This is a genomic window from Monashia sp. HAY1-11D, assembly GCF_056868035.1.
Window position 1 is genome coordinate 2,252,910 of sequence record NZ_CP200320.1, and the last position, 16,030, is coordinate 2,268,939.

Below are 16,030 nucleotides of genomic sequence, written 5' to 3' on the forward strand. Positions count from 1 at the left end.
TGCGAGTAAGGACGGCTGTCTGATGACCGAGATCGGGTGCATCGCCGACGACTACACGGGAGGCACCGACGTCGCCGCTGGGCTGCGTCGGGCCGGGCTGCGCGTCGCGCTGGTCTTCGGCGTACCCGCTCCGGGGCAGGCCCTTCCCACCTGCGATGCGGCGGTCGTGGCGCTGAAGGTCCGCACGGCCCCAGTAGAGACGGCGTCGACGGAGGTCGCCACTGCCCACGACTGGCTGACGAGCCAAGGGGTTCAGCACTTCTACTACAAGTACTGCTCCACCTTCGACTCCACGCCCGAGGGCAACATCGGCCCGATCACCGACCTCCTGCTCCAGCTCACGGGAATGCAGACGTCGGTGATCTGCCCCTCGTCGCCGGTTCACGGTCGAACGGTCTACCAGGGACATCTGTTCGTGGGCGACCGGCTGCTGTCGGAGTCACCGATGCGTCAGCACCCGCTGACCCCCATGGCCGATGCAGACCTGGTCCGGTTCCTGGCTCGACAGACGACGGGCCGGGTCGGCCTGGTGAGCTGGCCAGAGGTCGCGTCGGGACGCTCGTCGGTCCGAGAGGCGGCTGACCGCCTCGCGGGATCTGGTGTTCGCCATGTCGTCACGGACGCGATCAGTGCCGACGACCTCCGGGCCGTCGTCTCCGCGATGCAGGGTCGCGCGCTCCTGACCGGGGGAGCCGGGCTGGCCGAGGCGTGGGCGGAGGCCGTCCACGCCCGGCTCCACTCGGGGGCGGAGCCTCCGGGCATCACGACTCCGGCCCCGGGCGCCACGCCTCCGGCTCCGGGCACGGGGCCGGAGCCCGACCGGACCCCCGACGAGGACCCCTCCGCAGGAGGCACGCTCGTCCTGGCGGGCAGCTGCTCTGCAGCGACCCTCGCGCAGGTCTCGGAAGCGAAGGCCGCCTTTCCGAGCTATCGGCTCGACCCGGTGAGAACCCCTCATCCCGCTCAGATGCTCGAGGAGGCGCTCGCGTGGCTGGACGGGCGGCCCGCCGGCCGACCGCGTCTCGTCTACGCGTCGGCGACGCGTGGCGAACGTGAGGCAGCCGTCGCGGCGATGGGATCCCACACGGCGCAGCACCTGGAAAAGGTGCTGGGTGCCTTGGCCGTGCACGCCGCCGCCGACGGCACCCGCCGGTTCGTCGTCGCCGGCGGGGAGACGTCCGGGGCCGTCGTCTCCGCCCTCGGCATCCGGCAGGTGCTGGTCGAGGACGAGCACGAACCAGGGGTTCCCTGGTGCACGACCGAAGGGCGCCGTCCCATCCGGCTCCTGCTCAAGTCCGGCAACTTCGGCTCGAGCCGACTGCTCGTGGAGGCCGCCACATGAGGCCTCGTGGAGAAGGGACGCTCGCCGCAGCCGAGGGCATCGCCGAGCTCGGGGCGTCGATCTTCGCCCGTGGCCTGACCCCCGGCCGCACCGGGAACCTCAGCTGCCGTGTCGGCGACGAGATCGTCGTGACACCGACCGGGGCCAGCCTCGGGTCTCTGGATCCGCACCGGCTCGCGGTCATCGACATGGAGGGTCGTCCGATCAGGGGTTCTCTGCCCTCCAAGGAGGCCGGTATGCATGCCGCGCTCTACCGCGCCCGTCCGGCCGCCCGCGGGGTCGTGCACCTCCACAGCACCCACGCCGTCGCCGTCTCGTGCCTGGCCGACATCGACGAGCGGTCTGCGGTCCCACCGCTGACCGCCTACTTCGCGATGCGCGTGGGGAGCCTGCCGCTGGTGCCGTACTTCGCGCCCGGAGACCCGTCGCTGAGCGTCGCGGTGGAGGAGATGGCTCGCGAGCACCACGCGATGCTGCTCGCCAACCACGGCTCCGTCGTGGCCGCCGACGACCTCCTCTCCGCGGCCGATGCGGCGGAGGAGATCGAGGAGACAGCTCGGCTCTGGCTGATGCTGCGTGACCAGCCCACCAGACCGTTGACCAGCGCCCAGCTCACCACCCTGGTAGCAGGCCGCACAGCAGGTTGTGAAGCGATCACGCCCGCCCGCAGCGCCACCTCGGCGACCGGGCCAGTACGTGATCGACTGCAGGAGGAGGAACGAGCGTGATGCGTCGTGTTGTTCTGGTTCACACGGTGGCCGGACTGGTGCCGGTCTTCCAGGATCTGGCCAAGGGACTGCCCGAGGACGTGAAGGTCTCCAACATCGTGGACGAGTCCTTGCTGGAGGATGCGATCGCGGCCGGCGGGCTCACCCAGTCGGTGAACCGCCGGGTCGTGGACCACGTCCTGTCGGCCGCGGACAGCGGTGCCGTGGCCGTCCTTGCCACGTGTTCCTCGATCGGTCCTGCGGTGGAGATCGCCTCGAGACTGGTCGATGTACCGGTTCTGCGCATCGACGAGCCGATGGCTTCGGCCGCCGTCGAGAGTGGGCGGCGAATAGGTGTGCTGGCAACGGTCGCGTCGACGCTCGACCCCACGGTGGAGCTGCTGCGACGCTGCGCCCAAGACCGCGAGAAGGACGTGGAGGTCACCCCCGTCCTGATAGAGGGGGCCTTCGCGGCGATGAGGTCCGGTGATGCAGGAAGGCACGACGAGCTCATCGTCGAGGCCCTCATGGATCTGGCACAACGCGTCGACGTCGTCGTGCTCGCACAGGCGTCCATGGCACGGGTGGTGGCCTCTGTCGATCCGGGCGCCCTGTCCGTCCCGGTGCTGTCCAGTCCCCGCTCGGGGATCGCCGGGCTCGCGGCGGTGCTTTCGTAGGTCCCCACGGAGGTCCCGGTGGGCCATGGCGAGACGGGTCGTCTCCCGGTGAGCTGCGCTCGCGGCCGGGTTGCACGACGAAGCCGCAGGTCGGGAGACAGCTCCTGACCTGCGGCTTCGTGCTGGAGCGAGCGACGGGAATCGAACCCGCGTATCCAGCTTGGGAAGCTGGCGCTCTACCATTGAGCTACGCTCGCACGGGCCGCCGCACGATGCCCCACGAGGGGTGCGAGGCGGCACGCGGCGTCAGTGTAGCCGACGCCCGACCCCGTCCACGCACCGTCTCCCCAAGGCCCGACATCCACCATGGACCTCGCCAAGCAGACCGCCCTCGTCGAACACGTGCGGAGCCGGGGCGGCGACACCACGCAGGTCGCCGTGACGCTCGAGCAGTTCTTCGAGGGCAACGACTGCGAGTGGTCGATCGCGCCCAACCGCGACGAGGCCATGCCCCTCGACACGGTCCGCCGCGTGCTGTTCGACCTGCGCGAGCGCCCGGAGGTGCATGACGTGCGCGTCGAGCTCGACGTGCTCGAGTTCCGGGCCTACCCCGACGACGAGTGGCCCTACGCCAGTGGCGTGGCCGTCATCACGACCCTCATGCCGGAGGAGGTCGACGCCATGACCATCGACGCCGAGACGCAGCCCAGCGGGGGCCCGGCGAGCCGGCTGGACTGGCTCGTCGACGCGCCCGCGATGCCCGACGGCCACCACTACGTCGGCGTGTGGTGGGACTGATGGACGGGCTCGTCGAGTCGCGCCCGGAGCAGGTCACCGCACCGCTCTGCTACCACGCCGAGGGGCCGGTCTGGTCGGAGTCCTGGGGCGGACTGCGGTGGGTCGACCTGCTCGCCGGGGACGTCCTGACGCTGCACGCCGACGGCTCGGTCGCCTCGCTGCACGTCGGTGACGTCGCGGCGTTCGTGCGACCGCGAACGGGCGGTGGCTTCGTCGTCGGCACCGAGCGCGGTCTGGCCCTGTCGGCGGACCCAGAGACCGAGCCGACGCCCTGGCTGACCCTCTGGGACGACACGTCGGTCCGGATGAACGAGGGTGGGTGCGACCCGCAGGGCCGCCTCCTCGCCGGCTCGATGGCCCACGACCGTGCCCCCGGTGGCGCCCGGCTCTACCGCGTCGACCCGGACGGCCGCGTCACGACGGTCCTGCCGGACGTCACGATCTCCAACGGCATCGACTTCTCGCCCGACGGTGCGCGCGCCTACTACGACGACACCCCGACCGGCCGCACCGACGTGTTCGACGTCGTCGACGGCGAGCTGACGAACCGCCGTCCGTTCCACACGGCCGACGTCGGCCATCCCGACGGCCTGACCGTCGACTCCGCGGGCAACGTCTGGGTCGCGCTCAACGGTGCCGGCCGCGTCCGCTGCCTGTCCCCCTCCGGGGACGTCCTCGCCGAGGTCGTGCTGCCCGTCAGGCAGACGACGGCGTGCACGCTGGGTGGCCCGGACCTGCGCGACCTCTACATCACCACCTCGCGGGAGAACCTCAAGGACCCCGAGCCCGAGGCGGGGTCGGTCTTCCGGGTCCGCGTCGCCGTGCCCGGCAGGCCGGTGCTGCCCTTCGCCGGCTGACTGTCCCGGCTGACTGTCCCGGCGGGGGTCTCGCCGCCGGGCTAGGGCCCGGGGTAGGGCCCGGGGACCGGACCCGGGTACCCGCCACGGGGCAGGAACTCGACGCCCCGTCGGCTCCTCCGGGACCTGAGGCCGGACGTCCCGGCGCCTGCAGCGCCCTCTGCCGTGCCACCGGTCGGGTCCCCTGACAGGCCCTCCGCGGACGCCGCGTCGACGCCGAGGAGGCTGCGCGTCAGGCGTTCGCCCTCGGACAGCAGCTCGTCGAGGGCGAGGCGGAGGTGCTCGTCCGACGGCGGCTCGGCGGCCAGGGCCGCCGCGAGGACCGCCCGGCGGACCAGCTCCTTGGCGAACGAGGCCGTCGTGCCCTCGGACCGGACGGCAGCGGCCGAGATCGCCTCCGGACCGAAGAGGTGCCCGCCGTAGAGCCGGAGCAGCTCGCGGCGGCCGGCGCGGTCGGGCAGCGGGATCTCGGCCGCGAGGTCGACCCGGCCCGGACGCTGCGCGAGCGCCACCTCGAGGTCCTCGACGCGGTTGGTCGTCAGGACGAACGCGACGTCGGCGTCGGCGTCGAGCCCGTCGAGCGCGTCCAGCACCTCGAAGAGCAGCGGGGAGGCTCCCATCGGTGCGAACGAGCGGTCCTCGGCCACGAGGTCGCAGTCCTCGAGGACGACGACGGCCGGCTGGTGCGCCCGCGCGACCTTCGCGGCGTCGTGGATGAAGCGCAGGGAGCCGCCGCTCAGCAGCACCGCCGTCGTACCAGGAGTCGCCGACAGCAGGTAGCGCACCGTGTGCGTCTTGCCGGTACCCGGGGGCCCGTAGAGCAGGATCCCGCGCTTGAGGTGCTGGCCGTGGGCCCGCAGGCGCTCACGGTGCTCACCCATCCCGATGACGTGGTGCGCCACGCGGTCGAGCAGCCCGTCGGGCAGGATGACCGCCGCGGCGTCGACGGTCGGGCGCGCCACGAACGTCACCCCGGCCATCCCCGGGCCGTAGGGGTCGCCGCCGAACGTCAGCACCTGGCCGCGGAGGATGCTGCGGGCGTCCATGAGCTCCTGGACCCGCGCCATGAGCCGGTCGGAGGTGTCGCGGTCGCGCGACATGACCTCGATGCTGCCCGCCTCACGGCCGAACTGCCGGTTCATGCCCTGCTGGCGCACGGCCACCGGCTCGCCCTCGAACCGGAACATCCTGATGCCCGAGGTGACGACCTGCCGGTGGTCCTCCTTGCCGGGGCCGGTGGGCATGCGGCCGTAGTCGACCTGCCCCACCGGAAGGCCCATCCCGTGGATGCTCTGGACGAGGTCGCCGAGGGACATGTGGTGCCGGGCGTCACCGGCGATCCCGACGACGCTGCGCCCCGGGTCGGTCCCCGACACCTCGTCCAGGGCGATGTCGGCGTCGACGAGCCGGTGCGGCATGACCGGCTCCGACACGACGGCCAGCCCCTGCGGTGACACCCCGAGGTGGGCCTCGAGCACGTCGACGAGCCGTGGCCCGCCGGCGTCGTCGGGCAGCTGCTCGAGCATCCGCCGGACGAGCTGCCGGAACTCGGCCACGAGCTCGCGCGTCCCCGCCTCGTCCCTCGGCTGCTCCGTCATGACCCAACGGTAGGCGAGCCTGGGTACCGCACGCGCCTGGAGCGACCGACCGTTCGGACCGGATCCGGCGGGCCTCGCGAGCGGTCCGCGGGCCGACGCCGCCTGCACGGTAGCCTCGACCCGTGCTGCTCTCCGACAAGGACATCCGGGGCGAGGTCGACGCCGGTCGTGTCGTGCTCGACCCGTGGGACGAGAACATGGTCCAGCCGTCGAGCGTCGACGTCCGGCTCGACAAGTTCTTCCGGCTCTTCGACAACCACAAGTACCCCTACATCGACCCGGCGGCCGAGCAGCCGGAGCTGACGCGTCTGGTCGAGGTCGGTCCGGACGAGGACGGCTTCGTCCTGCACCCGGGGGAGTTCGTCCTCGGGTCGACGCTGGAGGCCGTGTCGCTGCCCGACGACCTCGCCGCCCGCGTCGAGGGCAAGAGCCCCTCGGCCGCCTCGGCCTCCTGACGCATGCCACCGCGGGCTTCGTGGATCCCGGGTTCTCCGGCCACGTGACGCTCGAGCTGTCGAACGTCGCGACGCTGCCGATCATGCTCTACCCGGGCATGAAGATCGGCCAGCTGTGCTTCTTCCGGCTCAGTAGCCCGAGCGAGAACCCTTACGGCTCAGCGAAGTACGGCTCGCACTACCAAGGTCAGCGCGGTCCGACCGCCAGCCGCTCCTTCCAGAACTTCCACCGGACGCCCGTGTGAGCAGGACGCTCGAGGGGCCGTCGCGCGTCGTCGGCCCGCCCACGGACGACGGTCTCCCGCCGGCGACCCTCGTCTGGCACGCCCGGCCCGCCGACGCCCGTGTCGTCGTCCTCGTCCTGCACGGCGGCGCCATCGGGGGGTTCGAGCCGAACCGGCCGTGGTCGCACAACGTCGCCCGGCTCGTGCCGTTCGCGCGAGCGCTGGCCCGCAAGGTGCCCGGGCCGGTCGCCGTGGCACGGCTGCGGTTCCGGGTTCGGGGGTGGAACGGCGACGACGCCATGCCGGTGCTCGATGCCCGCTGGGCCCTGGGTCGGCTGCGCGAGACGTACCCCGACGCGTCGATCGCGCTCGTCGGTCACTCGATGGGCGGTCGCACCGCCTTGCACGTCGGCACCGAGCCCGGGGTGCGCCTCGTCGTGGGTCTCGCGCCGTGGATCGAGCCCGGTGACCCGCGCCCCGGCCCCGCTCAGCGCACCGTCGTCGTCCACGGGGACCGGGACGTCGTCTGCGGCCTGAGCCGTTCCCGGCGCCTCGTCGAGTCCATGCAGGCCGAGGGTCTCGACGCCTCCCTCGTGCGCGTCGAGCGGGGCGACCACGCGATGCTCGTGCGCTGGCCCCTGTGGACGCGCCTCGTCACCGGCATCGTCACCGCGACGTTCGCCGCGGAACTGGGCCACGACGAGGAGCCGGCGAGTGGGCCCGAGGGCGCCGTCGTCGCCCAGGTCGTCCACTCCCGCGGCGTCACCCTCGACCTCTGGGCAGGCGTGACGCCTCCGATCCGGCTGTCCCGGAAGGGCGTCCGAGCCCCCCGCGGCTGAGCCTCCCAGGTCAGTTGGGCCCCAGCGGGTCCGCGGCGACCCACTCGTCGACGATGTCGACCGCAGCCGCCACCGCGGGCGCGAGGTCGTGGTCGTCCGGCTCTCCCGCGAGGTGCGTGCACCGGGCCATCAGCTCGGACAGCTCGCCGGCGACCCGTCGCCCGCCCAGGACGAGCGCGCGGACAGCGGTGACGAGCTCGAGGGCGATGATCTGCCGGTAGGCCTCGGCGGCCTCGGTGAGGCGGGCCGACGACACCGAGGCGTGGCTCGCACCGTCCTCGACCCCGGCGGAGACCGAGACCCACTGGATCGAGCGCGCCGCCGACGCGGCCTCCCGGATGAGCGCCATGGCCGAGGCGGCGCCGTACTCCAGGATGAGCAGGCCGGAGGAACCTGCCTCCGGACCGGCGAGGAACCGGGGCAGACCGCTCGCAGGGTCGGTCAGCAGGTGGGAGATGCGAGACGCGCTCGTGTGCGCCGAGCCGACGAGGGCCAGCAGGGTCGAGTCGACGGCGAGGGCCAGGTAGGCCTGGTGGAAGCCGCCGTGGTGCGCGACGCCGGGTGGGTCGTCGTCCGTCAGGACCGCGGGGTTCTCGCTGCCGCTGTTGACGAGTGCCTCGACGACGCGGCGCAGGTCGTCGATCTCGTCGAGGAGCGGGCCGTGCACCTGCGGGAAGGTGCGCAGCCCGAAGAAGTCCTGCAGCTGGGCCGGCTCGACGGTGCTGCCGTGCACGAGCCGGGTGACGGTGGCGGCCGCGGTGACGGCGCCCGGGAACGGGGTGACCCTCGGCACGGCCGGCCCGAAGGCCTCGAGGTTGCCGCGCAGCGCGACGAACGACAGGGCGCACACAGCCATGGCGACGTCGGCGAGCCGGGCGAGCCGGCCGCAGCCGAGGGCAGCCTCGGCCAGGGTGAAGGCGCTGCTCGACATCAGGGGCAGCGCGTCGGACTCGTCCAGGGGCGCGGGGGCGAGCAGGGTCCCGTCGGCGGTGGGGCGCTCGCCGAGCAGGGTGAGACCGACCTCCGCCAGCGCGGTGAGGTCGCCGGTGCCGATGGCGCCGCGCCGGTGCACGACGGGGAGCCGTCCGTCCTCGGCCCTCGTGGTCTCCACGAGCGCCCGAAGGAGCGACCCGCTGGCGCCGGAGGTCCCGGCGAGCAGCTGGTTGACGCGGATCGCGAGGGCGCTGCGCACGGTCGCGTGCGGGAACGGCCCGCCCCAGCCTGCACCGTGGCTGCGCAGCAGGGCGTGCCCCGGTCTCGGCGACGTGCTCGCCCGGTCGCGGTTGGCGCCGACCCCCGACGTCCTGCCGTACACGGGCCGCACCAGGGCCACCTCGTGGGCGGCACGGGCGGCCCGGTCGACCCGGGAGGCCGCCTCGGGGTCGACCGCGAGGTCCGCCCCCCGGCCCAGCGCCTCGATGGCGGCGATCGTCAGCTGCTGCCCGGTCAGGGTGATGGTCATGTGCGGTCCTCGGATGACGGCCGGAGATTTTCTCGGGCAACAGGGTGTCGCGCTGTGTCCGCAGTGTGCCAGACTGCCACTGGGCAGCAAAGGGCTGCCGCAGAATGAAAACGGCACTCGTTGCCCCTCGCTCGATCACCGACGAGGTGTCACCCATGACACGTCCATCACCCCCACGGTCGCCGCGATCCGCGTCCCGGTCCGTGGGTCGTTCGTCGCCCGCCTCTGAGCCGGTGTCGACGCCCGCCCCCGGCGCCGCCGCCACCCGTTCCGTCGAGCGCGCGCTCGGTCTCCTCGCACACGTCTGCGAGACGGCGCCCACGAGCCTGTCGGAGTGCGCCAAGGCCGTGGGGCTGTCCCCGACGACGGCCCTGCGCCTGCTGCGCACGCTCGAGGTCCTCGACTTCGTCAGCCGCGACGAGGACGGCGACTTCCACCCCGGATCCCTCGCGTTCCGGTTCGGGGCGGTCGCCCTCGGCCGCAACCAGATGGTCAAGGCCGCCCAGCCGGCCCTGCAGCGACTCATCGCCCGATGCGGCGAGTCCGCGTACCTCGGCATCGCCGGGCGACCTGACGAGGCGGTGTACATCGCGATGGCCGAGGGGACGTTCTCGATCCGCCACGCCGGCTGGGTCGGACGCACCGTGCCGGTCGACGGCACGGCCATCGGTGCGGCCCTGCAGGGCCGCACGCCGGAATGCGGGTATGTGGTGGTGCGTTCCAAGGTCGAGGAGGACGTCACGGCCATCGCCGCCCCCATCGCGTGGCTGGGCGGCATCGCGGGGGCGCTCAACGTCGTCGGGCCCTCCTACCGTCTGGATCCGCAACGGAGCCGTGACGTCGGCGTCGCCGTCGCCGCGGAGGCTCGAACGATCGCGCGAACCCTGTTCCCGACCCCCCACACGAATGAGGTGACGAGCCGATGATCCGGTTCGAGTCAGTGACGAAGCAGTACCCCGACGGCACCGTCGCGGTCGACGAGCTCAGCCTGACGGCCCCCACCGGCAAGATCACCGTGCTCGTCGGGCCGTCCGGGTGTGGCAAGACCACGTCGCTGCGGATGATCAACCGGATGATCGAGCCGACCGGTGGCCGCATCCTCGTCGACGACCGCGACACTGCCACCATCGACAGCGCCGAGCTGCGCCGGGGCATCGGCTACGTGATCCAGCACGCCGGACTCTTCCCGCACCGCACCATCGTGGCCAACATCGCGACCGTGCCCCTCCTGCTCGGGTGGGACCGCGACAGGGCGACGAGCCGGGCCCTCGAGCTGATGGAGCGGGTCGGGCTGCCCCAGTCGTTCGCCAAGCGGTTCCCCTCGCAGCTCTCGGGAGGCCAGCAGCAGCGCGTCGGCGTCGCGCGCGCCCTCGCGGCCGACCCGCCGGTCATGCTCATGGACGAGCCGTTCAGCGCGGTCGACCCCGTCGTGCGGGACCAGCTCCAGGAGGAGTTCCTGCGGCTGCAGGACGAGCTCGGCAAGACGATCGTCTTCGTCACCCACGACATCGACGAGGCGATCAAGCTCGGCGACCAGGTGGCCGTGCTCCGGGTCGGGGGCACGCTCGCCCAGCTCGCGGCCCCCGAGGAGCTGCTGTCCCGGCCGGTCGACGACTTCGTGGCCGACTTCGTCGGGCGCGACCGCGGCTACCGCACCCTCGGCTTCCGCACCGCGACCTTTCCGACCAGGGCGGAGCCGACGGTCCGGCTCGGCGCGCCCGCGGCCGACGCCCGGGCCGTCACGGCCGACCCCTGGGTCCTCGTCCTCGACGACGAGGACCACCCGCTGGGGTGGGTCGAGCCGGAGCGGCTCGACGGTCCGGTCACGCGGGAGGCCCTTCATCGCGGCGGCACGGTGGCCTCGACCGAGGGGTCGCTCCGGCAGGCCCTCGACGCGGCCCTGTCGGCGCCCTCCGGCCGAGGCGTCGTCGTCGGGCCCGACGGCGCCTTCGTGGGCACCGTGCGTGCCCGGGACCTCATCGAGCCCATCGAGGTGAGCGCCGCCGGTCAGCGGGCCCGGGACGCCGAGACCGAGGGTGTCGAGCCGGGCGTCGAGCCGGGAGTCGAGCCGGGAGTCGAGCCGGGCGTCGAGCCGGGCGTCGACTCGGCCGCAGCCGCGGAGACGAAGGTCGTCTGATGGACTGGTTCACCTCGCACCTCGACGACGTGTGGGGACTTCTCGTCACCCACGCCTACCTCGCCGGGTTCCCCCTCCTGCTGGGCCTGCTCATCGCGCTGCCCCTGGGCTGGACGGCCCGTCGCTTCTCGTGGGCCTACCCGCCCCTCATCATCGGCACCGGGTTGCTGTACACGCTGCCGTCGCTGGCCGTCTTCATCCTGCTTCCCGGCATCCTGCACACGCAGATCCTCGACCCCACCAACGTCCTCGTCGCCATGACGGTCTACACCGTGGCCCTGCTCGTCCGAACCGTCGCCGACGGCCTCGCTGCGATCCCCGACGACGTCCGGCTCGCCGCCAACGCCATGGGGTACCGACCTGTGCGGCGGCTGCTCGGGGTCGAGCTGCCGCTGGCCGTCCCGGTCATCTCCGCCGGTCTGCGGGTGGCCGCCGTCAGCAACGTCAGCATCGTCAGCGTCGCCGCCATCATCGGCGTGCAGCAGCTCGGCTCGCTCTTCACCGACGGGTTCAACCGTGACTTCTTCGCCCCCATCGTGACGGGCATCATCGCCTGTGGAGTGCTGTCGCTGGTCTTCGACGTCATCATCGTCGTCGTCACCCGGCTGCTCACGCCCTGGGCCCGAGCGAGGACCGCTTCATGATCGCCGACATCATCGGCTGGCTCACCGACCCGGCCAACCGCGAGGACATCGTGCAGCGGCTCCTCGAGCACATCGAGTACGTGCTCCTCGCGACGGGCATCGCGGCCGTCGTCGCCGTCCCCGCCGGGATGTGGGTGGGCCACACCGGGCGAGGGAAGTTCGCGGTGGTCAACATCTCGGGTTTCGCGCGCGCCATCCCGACCCTGGGCCTGCTCTTCTTCATCGTCCTGTGGCTGGGTCCCAACCTCACCGGCGACCTCGCGTTCCTGCTGCCGAGCCTCATCGTCCTCGTCGTGCTCGCCATCCCGCCCATCCTCGCGGGCACGTACGCGGGCATCGACGAGGTCGACCCCGCGGCCCGGGACGCCGCGCGGGGGATGGGGATGCGTGGCTGGCAGGTGCTGTTCAAGGTCGAGGTGCCGTGCGCGCTCCCGCTGATCTTCTCCGGCGTGCGCTCGGCACTGCTGCAGGTCGTGGCCACCGCGACCATCGCCGCGACGGTGGGCCTCGGCGGGCTCGGCCGTTTCCTCATCGACGGGCTCGCGGTCCGCGACTACGCCCAGATGGCCTCCGGGGCCGTGCTCGTCGCCGCCCTGGCCCTCGCCATCGACCTCGTCGCGTCCATCGCCCAGCGGCTCGCCGTCTCGCGCGGGATCACCGGCCGGTTCCGCACCCGACGCGGCCGTCCCGAGGTCCGGTCGACCACAGAGTCAGTCACGACGACTACCGTCACGGTCGGCACGGTCAACTGATCCCCTGGCCAGCGTCCACAGGAAAGAGATGAGTATGAAGCACAGCAAGACGGTTCTCACGTCGGTCTCCGCGCTGGCTCTGGCCGGTCTCGCGGCGTGCGGCTCGGGCGGTGGCGGCAGCCCCCTCGACCAGCCCACCAACGCCGGCTCGGCGGCCCCGAGCGGCACGATCGTCGTGGGCTCGGCCAACTTCCCCGAGTCCGAGCTCCTCATGGACATCTACGCCAAGGCCCTCGAGGCCAAAGGGGTGAAGACCTCGACCAAACCCAACATCGGTAGCCGCGAGACGTACATCCCTGCGCTGCAAGACGGCTCGATCGACCTCGTCCCCGAGTACACCGGGGTCCTCGACCAGTACTTCGACAAGTCAGCCAAGGCGACCGACTCCCAGGCCGTCTACGACGAGCTCAAGGCCGCCCTCCCGTCGGGCCTGCAGGTGCTCGACAAGTCGGCGGCCGAGGACAAGGACGCCGTGGTGGTCACGAAGGACACCGCGACGAAGTACAACCTCAAGACCATCGCCGACCTGGCGCCGGTTGCCAAGGACCTCGTCCTCGGGGGGCCGCCCGAGTGGAAGACCCGCGAGTCCGGGGTGCCCGGCCTCAAGAAGGTGTACGGCCTGACCTTCAAGGAGTTCAAGCCGCTCGACGCGGGTGGCCCGCTCACGGTCCAGGCCCTGAAGAACGGCCAGATCCAGGCGGCCAACCTGTTCACCACCGACCCGAACGTCCCGGCCAACGGCTTCGTCGCGCTCGAGGACCCCAAGTCGTTCTTCGCGGCGCAGAACGTCGTCCCGCTCATCACCAAGTCCAAGGTCAACGACACCATCTCCTCGACGCTCAACGCCGTGTCGGCGAAGCTCGACACGGCGACGCTGGCCGGCCTCGTCAAGGAGGTCGTCATCGACAAGAAGGACGCCGAGGACGTGGCGACGGAGTTCCTGCAGAAGGCCGGCCTCGGCTGACCCGGCGGTCGCCCCGGCGGGCCCGAGGTCGCGCCGGGGCGGCGCCGAGCGGCGCAAGGCAGCGACGTCGGGTGCGGAGGGAATGCCGACGAGGCGAGAACGGTTCTCATGAGTGGCTTCGCGACCTCCGCGGAGCGACCGTCCGAGGAGCACCATTGGCCAAGCGCACCGACCTTCGCCCCGTCGTCACCCTCCGCTCGACGGCGGGCACCGGCTACAGCTACGTGACGCGCAAGAACCGACGCACCACCCCTGACCGCCTCGTGCTGCGCAAGTTCGACCCGGTCGCCGGGGAGCACGTGGACTTCCGCGAGACCCGCTGACAGTCGACGGCGAGCCGGAGTCGCACGACACGGCCGCGTCCCCACCTCGGGGACGCGGCCGTGTCGTGTCTCGCGGGACCACCGGAACCGGACCCGGGAGCGTTCGGGTCGGCCGGGTCTGCCCCGGACCGCCAGGGCGGGCGTGCGGACCGGCGCTGACGTGTGGTGGGGTCCTCTCAGGCCGGGGTGACGGAGCGACGCACCGCCGGGTCGGCGGCCGGTGCGGGGGTCGGGGCGGGCTGGGTCCACGGCACGGTGACGGTGGGGGTCGTCACGGGGACGAACGCCTTCGCCGCGTCGATGCCGGTGCGCAGCATCTGCACGAGCCGGTCCTCCGGGTCGTCGATGCAGGCCCGAGCCACGCCGTCGACGCCGAGGGCGACGATCCTCGCCGCGTTCGAGGGGCGCAGCGCAGCCGAGTTGAAGCCCATGCGGGCCAGGTTGATCCGTGCCCAGCGCTCGGCGGCCGGCGCCGCCGTGAGCGCGGCCCGCGAGGCGGCGGAGAGGCGTCCGGGCTCACGACCGTCCTGCTCGGCGAGGATGCCCTCGGCGTTGAGGATGGCGATCGCCATCGCGTTCTGGCGCTCCTCGGCGGCCACCGGCAGGGCCGCGCGGGCGGTGCTGAGGACGATCGCCGTCGTCGCGCGGGGGTCGCTCGGGTTGAGGCCGACGACCTCGGGGACCATGGTCACCAGGCGCTGCCGGTTGGGCTCGTCGAGCATGTCGTTGACGCAGCGAGCCAGGGTCGCGAGCACGGGATGGGTGCAGGCGGGGTGGTCGCTCCACCGCTCGCCGGCCAGGAACGAGGCCATCTCCATGAAGCAGGCGCCCTTGCGGGGGTTGCGGTGACGACCGCGGGACAGTACTGGCACTCCGTCGGGCACGAATGGGGCTCGTCGTGACATTGGTCGCTCCTCGGCTGCTGCTGGCGATCCATTGGGCGGACTCCTTCATGGTGCGCCTGTTCCGCGCCGTTGACCACCCTTTCGCCGACCCCTACCCACCGGCCTGCGGCCAAACCCTGTCACCAACCCGGATCGCTGGGCACAATCGGCCCATGGGCGACGAGAGCGAGGGTTCGGGAGTCCGCGCGCACGTCGCCGACTCCTGGGTCCGGTCCGCGGCGGCCGGGGTCCACGTCGACGCGGTCGACGCCCCGATCACGCTGCCGGCCGACGCCCTGCGCGACCATCGCGAGGCCCACCCCCTCGCGCGGGTCTTTCCCCTTCTCGACGACGTGCTCGGCCAGGCGGCGCGCGACTGCGACGCGGTCATGGCCGTGGCCGACGCCTCGGGCCAGCTGCTCTGGGTGTGCGGGTCGCCGAGCACGCTGCGCCGCGCCGAGAGCATCGGCTTCGTCGAGGGCAGCAACTGGGACGAGCGGATGGCCGGCACCAACGCGCCGGGGGTCGCTCTTCGGCTCGACCGACCCGTCAACGTCATCGGTGCCGAGCACTTCCGCCGCTCGGTCCAGCGCTGGAGCTGCGCGGCGACGACGATCCACGACCCCAGCGACCAGAGCGTCCTCGGGGTCCTCGACATCACCGGCGGCGACGACATCGTCGCGCCACAGACGCTGGCCATGGTCCGGGCCGCGGCGCGGATGGCCGAGTCCGAGCTGGCTCGCGAGCTGCTCGTCGGGGCGCGATACGCCTCGGTGCCGGCCACCGCGGGCCGGCTGTCGGTGCTGCTCGAGGCCCTCGGACGCAACGACGCCCTGCTCACCGTCGACGACGGGCGCGGTCACCGGCGGACGCTGCGGCTCAGCCCACGACACAGCGAGATCCTCCTGCTGCTCGCATCGGCGGCCCGTGGCCTGTCCGGCGACGAGCTCGCGGTGCTGCTCTACGAGGAGGACAGCAGCGCCTCGACGCTGCGGGTCGAGATGGGCCGGCTGCGGGCGCTGCTCGGCGACGACCTGCTCGCGTCGCGGCCCTACCGGGTCGTCGCGGAGCTGTCGGGCGACTGGCTCGGTGTCGAGGCGCACCTGGCCGCGGGGGACCTCGCCAGTGCCATGCGGGCCTACCGGGGCGCGCTGCTGCCACGGTCGGTCGCGCCCGGGGTGGTCCGGCTGCGTGAGAGCATCGAGGGCGACCTGCGCCGGGCCGTCCTCGCGAGCGGCCGCACCGACCTCATGTCGGCGTGGACGCGGTCCGCGTCCGGTGCCGACGACTACGAGATGTGGCAGGCCCAGGCCAGGCTCCTCGGTCCCTCCTCGCCACTGCTGCCGCTCGTCCGGAACCAGCTCGACCGCCTCGACCGCGAGCTCGGCACCTGAGACGAGGACCCGTCGGGCCCGCCGTCGGCCGCG

General features: G+C 72.5%; 16 protein-coding genes, 1 tRNA gene and 1 pseudogene. 14 read left to right on the forward strand and 4 right to left on the reverse strand.

Annotated features, from left to right (window positions below):
- Positions 1-22: 22 nt before the first annotated feature.
- The 3 genes from AC1VM9_RS10405 to AC1VM9_RS10415 are packed head-to-tail and all read left to right on the forward strand — an operon-like array spanning position 23 to position 2,726.
- Positions 23-1,342, forward strand: coding sequence for a four-carbon acid sugar kinase family protein (locus AC1VM9_RS10405; protein ID WP_483122565.1), 1,320 nt, complete (start codon positions 23-25; stop codon positions 1,340-1,342).
- Positions 1,339-2,070, forward strand: coding sequence for a 3-oxo-tetronate 4-phosphate decarboxylase (gene otnC / locus AC1VM9_RS10410; RefSeq protein ID WP_483122566.1), 732 nt, complete (start codon positions 1,339-1,341; stop codon positions 2,068-2,070). Before AC1VM9_RS10405 ends, otnC begins: the two co-directional genes overlap by 4 nt.
- Positions 2,070-2,726, forward strand: coding sequence for an aspartate/glutamate racemase family protein (locus AC1VM9_RS10415; protein WP_483123993.1), 657 nt, complete (start codon positions 2,070-2,072; stop codon positions 2,724-2,726). Before otnC ends, AC1VM9_RS10415 begins: the two co-directional genes overlap by 1 nt.
- Before the next feature lie 123 nt (positions 2,727-2,849).
- On the opposite strand, the gene AC1VM9_RS10420 is transcribed toward AC1VM9_RS10415, so the two are convergent.
- Positions 2,850-2,923 (reverse strand) — tRNA-Gly (locus AC1VM9_RS10420).
- Positions 2,924-3,032: 109 nt separating this feature from the next.
- Here AC1VM9_RS10420 and AC1VM9_RS10425 point away from each other — a divergent pair.
- Both AC1VM9_RS10425 and AC1VM9_RS10430 read left to right on the forward strand, forming a co-directional pair.
- A complete protein-coding gene (locus AC1VM9_RS10425) occupies positions 3,033-3,464 on the forward strand; it encodes a hypothetical protein (protein WP_483122567.1) in 432 nt (143 codons plus the stop codon).
- Positions 3,464-4,321 (forward strand): SMP-30/gluconolactonase/LRE family protein, encoded by an 858-nt coding sequence (locus AC1VM9_RS10430; RefSeq protein WP_483122568.1) that lies wholly within the window; start codon positions 3,464-3,466, stop codon positions 4,319-4,321. The genes AC1VM9_RS10425 and AC1VM9_RS10430 overlap by 1 nt, the downstream gene beginning before the upstream one ends.
- Positions 4,322-4,362: 41 nt before the next feature.
- On the opposite strand, the gene AC1VM9_RS10435 is transcribed toward AC1VM9_RS10430, so the two are convergent.
- The gene (locus AC1VM9_RS10435) at positions 4,363-5,919 is read right to left on the reverse strand and encodes an ATP-binding protein (protein ID WP_483122569.1); all 1,557 of its coding nucleotides are present in this window, start codon (positions 5,917-5,919) and stop codon (positions 4,363-4,365) included.
- A 122-nt stretch (positions 5,920-6,041) separates the two neighbouring features.
- On the opposite strand from AC1VM9_RS10435, the pseudogene dcd reads away from it, so the two are divergent.
- Both dcd and AC1VM9_RS10445 read left to right on the forward strand, forming a co-directional pair.
- Positions 6,042-6,619, forward strand: a pseudogene (dcd, locus tag AC1VM9_RS10440) (dCTP deaminase).
- Positions 6,616-7,437: an alpha/beta hydrolase gene (locus tag AC1VM9_RS10445; protein ID WP_483122571.1), complete on the forward strand. Its 822-nt coding sequence runs from the start codon at positions 6,616-6,618 to the stop codon at positions 7,435-7,437. The pseudogene dcd and the gene AC1VM9_RS10445 overlap by 4 nt, the downstream one beginning before the upstream one ends.
- A gap of 10 nt (positions 7,438-7,447) precedes the next feature.
- Here AC1VM9_RS10445 and AC1VM9_RS10450 read toward each other — a convergent pair whose 3' ends face one another.
- Positions 7,448-8,899 (reverse strand): aromatic amino acid ammonia-lyase, encoded by a 1,452-nt coding sequence (locus tag AC1VM9_RS10450; protein WP_483122572.1) that lies wholly within the window; start codon positions 8,897-8,899, stop codon positions 7,448-7,450.
- Between the two features lie 233 nt (positions 8,900-9,132).
- Between AC1VM9_RS10450 and AC1VM9_RS10455 the strand changes: the two genes are divergently transcribed.
- The 6 genes from AC1VM9_RS10455 (at position 9,133) to rpmG (ending at position 13,719) form a co-directional block, all read left to right on the forward strand.
- Positions 9,133-9,825 (forward strand): IclR family transcriptional regulator, encoded by a 693-nt coding sequence (locus AC1VM9_RS10455; protein ID WP_483122573.1) that lies wholly within the window; start codon positions 9,133-9,135, stop codon positions 9,823-9,825.
- Positions 9,822-11,036, forward strand: coding sequence for an ABC transporter ATP-binding protein (locus AC1VM9_RS10460; RefSeq protein ID WP_483122574.1), 1,215 nt, complete (start codon positions 9,822-9,824; stop codon positions 11,034-11,036). Before AC1VM9_RS10455 ends, AC1VM9_RS10460 begins: the two co-directional genes overlap by 4 nt.
- Complete coding sequence (locus AC1VM9_RS10465) at positions 11,036-11,680, forward strand: ABC transporter permease (protein WP_483122575.1); 645 nt, start codon at positions 11,036-11,038, stop codon at positions 11,678-11,680. The genes AC1VM9_RS10460 and AC1VM9_RS10465 overlap by 1 nt, the downstream gene beginning before the upstream one ends.
- Positions 11,677-12,432, forward strand: a complete 756-nt coding sequence (locus tag AC1VM9_RS10470; RefSeq protein ID WP_483122577.1) for an ABC transporter permease — start codon at positions 11,677-11,679, stop codon at positions 12,430-12,432. The genes AC1VM9_RS10465 and AC1VM9_RS10470 overlap by 4 nt, the downstream gene beginning before the upstream one ends.
- 34 nt (positions 12,433-12,466) lie before the next feature.
- Positions 12,467-13,396, forward strand: a complete 930-nt coding sequence (locus AC1VM9_RS10475; protein ID WP_481345478.1) for an ABC transporter substrate-binding protein — start codon at positions 12,467-12,469, stop codon at positions 13,394-13,396.
- 155 nt (positions 13,397-13,551) lie between these two features.
- On the forward strand, positions 13,552-13,719 hold the full coding sequence (gene rpmG / locus AC1VM9_RS10480) for a 50S ribosomal protein L33 (protein WP_481340606.1): 168 nt from the start codon (positions 13,552-13,554) through the stop codon (positions 13,717-13,719).
- A gap of 176 nt (positions 13,720-13,895) precedes the next feature.
- Here the strand turns inward: rpmG and AC1VM9_RS10485 are convergent, their stop codons facing one another.
- Positions 13,896-14,603 carry a hypothetical protein gene (locus AC1VM9_RS10485; protein ID WP_481340604.1) on the reverse strand — a complete coding sequence of 236 codons (708 nt, stop codon included), beginning with the start codon at positions 14,601-14,603 and terminating at the stop codon, positions 13,896-13,898.
- A 173-nt stretch (positions 14,604-14,776) separates the two neighbouring features.
- On the opposite strand from AC1VM9_RS10485, the gene AC1VM9_RS10490 reads away from it, so the two are divergent.
- Positions 14,777-15,997 carry a GAF domain-containing protein gene (locus AC1VM9_RS10490; protein WP_483122578.1) on the forward strand — a complete coding sequence of 407 codons (1,221 nt, stop codon included), beginning with the start codon at positions 14,777-14,779 and terminating at the stop codon, positions 15,995-15,997.
- The last annotated feature ends 33 nt before the right edge of the window (positions 15,998-16,030 follow it).

What these genes read in the sequence shown, in the direction of transcription:
- AC1VM9_RS10470 (WP_483122577.1), top strand. Translation starts at nt 11,677, where the DNA reads ATGATCGCCGACATCATCGGCTGGCTCACCGACCCGGCCAACCGCGAG.
- AC1VM9_RS10415 (WP_483123993.1), top strand. Translation starts at nt 2,070, where the DNA reads ATGCGTCGTGTTGTTCTGGTTCACACGGTGGCCGGACTGGTGCCGGTC.
- AC1VM9_RS10405 (WP_483122565.1), top strand. Translation starts at nt 23, where the DNA reads ATGACCGAGATCGGGTGCATCGCCGACGACTACACGGGAGGCACCGAC.
- AC1VM9_RS10450 (WP_483122572.1), bottom strand. Translation starts at nt 8,899, where the DNA reads ATGACCATCACCCTGACCGGGCAGCAGCTGACGATCGCCGCCATCGAG.
- AC1VM9_RS10460 (WP_483122574.1), top strand. Translation starts at nt 9,822, where the DNA reads ATGATCCGGTTCGAGTCAGTGACGAAGCAGTACCCCGACGGCACCGTC.
- AC1VM9_RS10490 (WP_483122578.1), top strand. Translation starts at nt 14,777, where the DNA reads ATGGGCGACGAGAGCGAGGGTTCGGGAGTCCGCGCGCACGTCGCCGAC.
- otnC (WP_483122566.1), top strand. Translation starts at nt 1,339, where the DNA reads ATGAGGCCTCGTGGAGAAGGGACGCTCGCCGCAGCCGAGGGCATCGCC.
- AC1VM9_RS10465 (WP_483122575.1), top strand. Translation starts at nt 11,036, where the DNA reads ATGGACTGGTTCACCTCGCACCTCGACGACGTGTGGGGACTTCTCGTC.
- AC1VM9_RS10425 (WP_483122567.1), top strand. Translation starts at nt 3,033, where the DNA reads ATGGACCTCGCCAAGCAGACCGCCCTCGTCGAACACGTGCGGAGCCGG.
- AC1VM9_RS10475 (WP_481345478.1), top strand. Translation starts at nt 12,467, where the DNA reads ATGAAGCACAGCAAGACGGTTCTCACGTCGGTCTCCGCGCTGGCTCTG.
- AC1VM9_RS10435 (WP_483122569.1), bottom strand. Translation starts at nt 5,919, where the DNA reads ATGACGGAGCAGCCGAGGGACGAGGCGGGGACGCGCGAGCTCGTGGCC.
- AC1VM9_RS10430 (WP_483122568.1), top strand. Translation starts at nt 3,464, where the DNA reads ATGGACGGGCTCGTCGAGTCGCGCCCGGAGCAGGTCACCGCACCGCTC.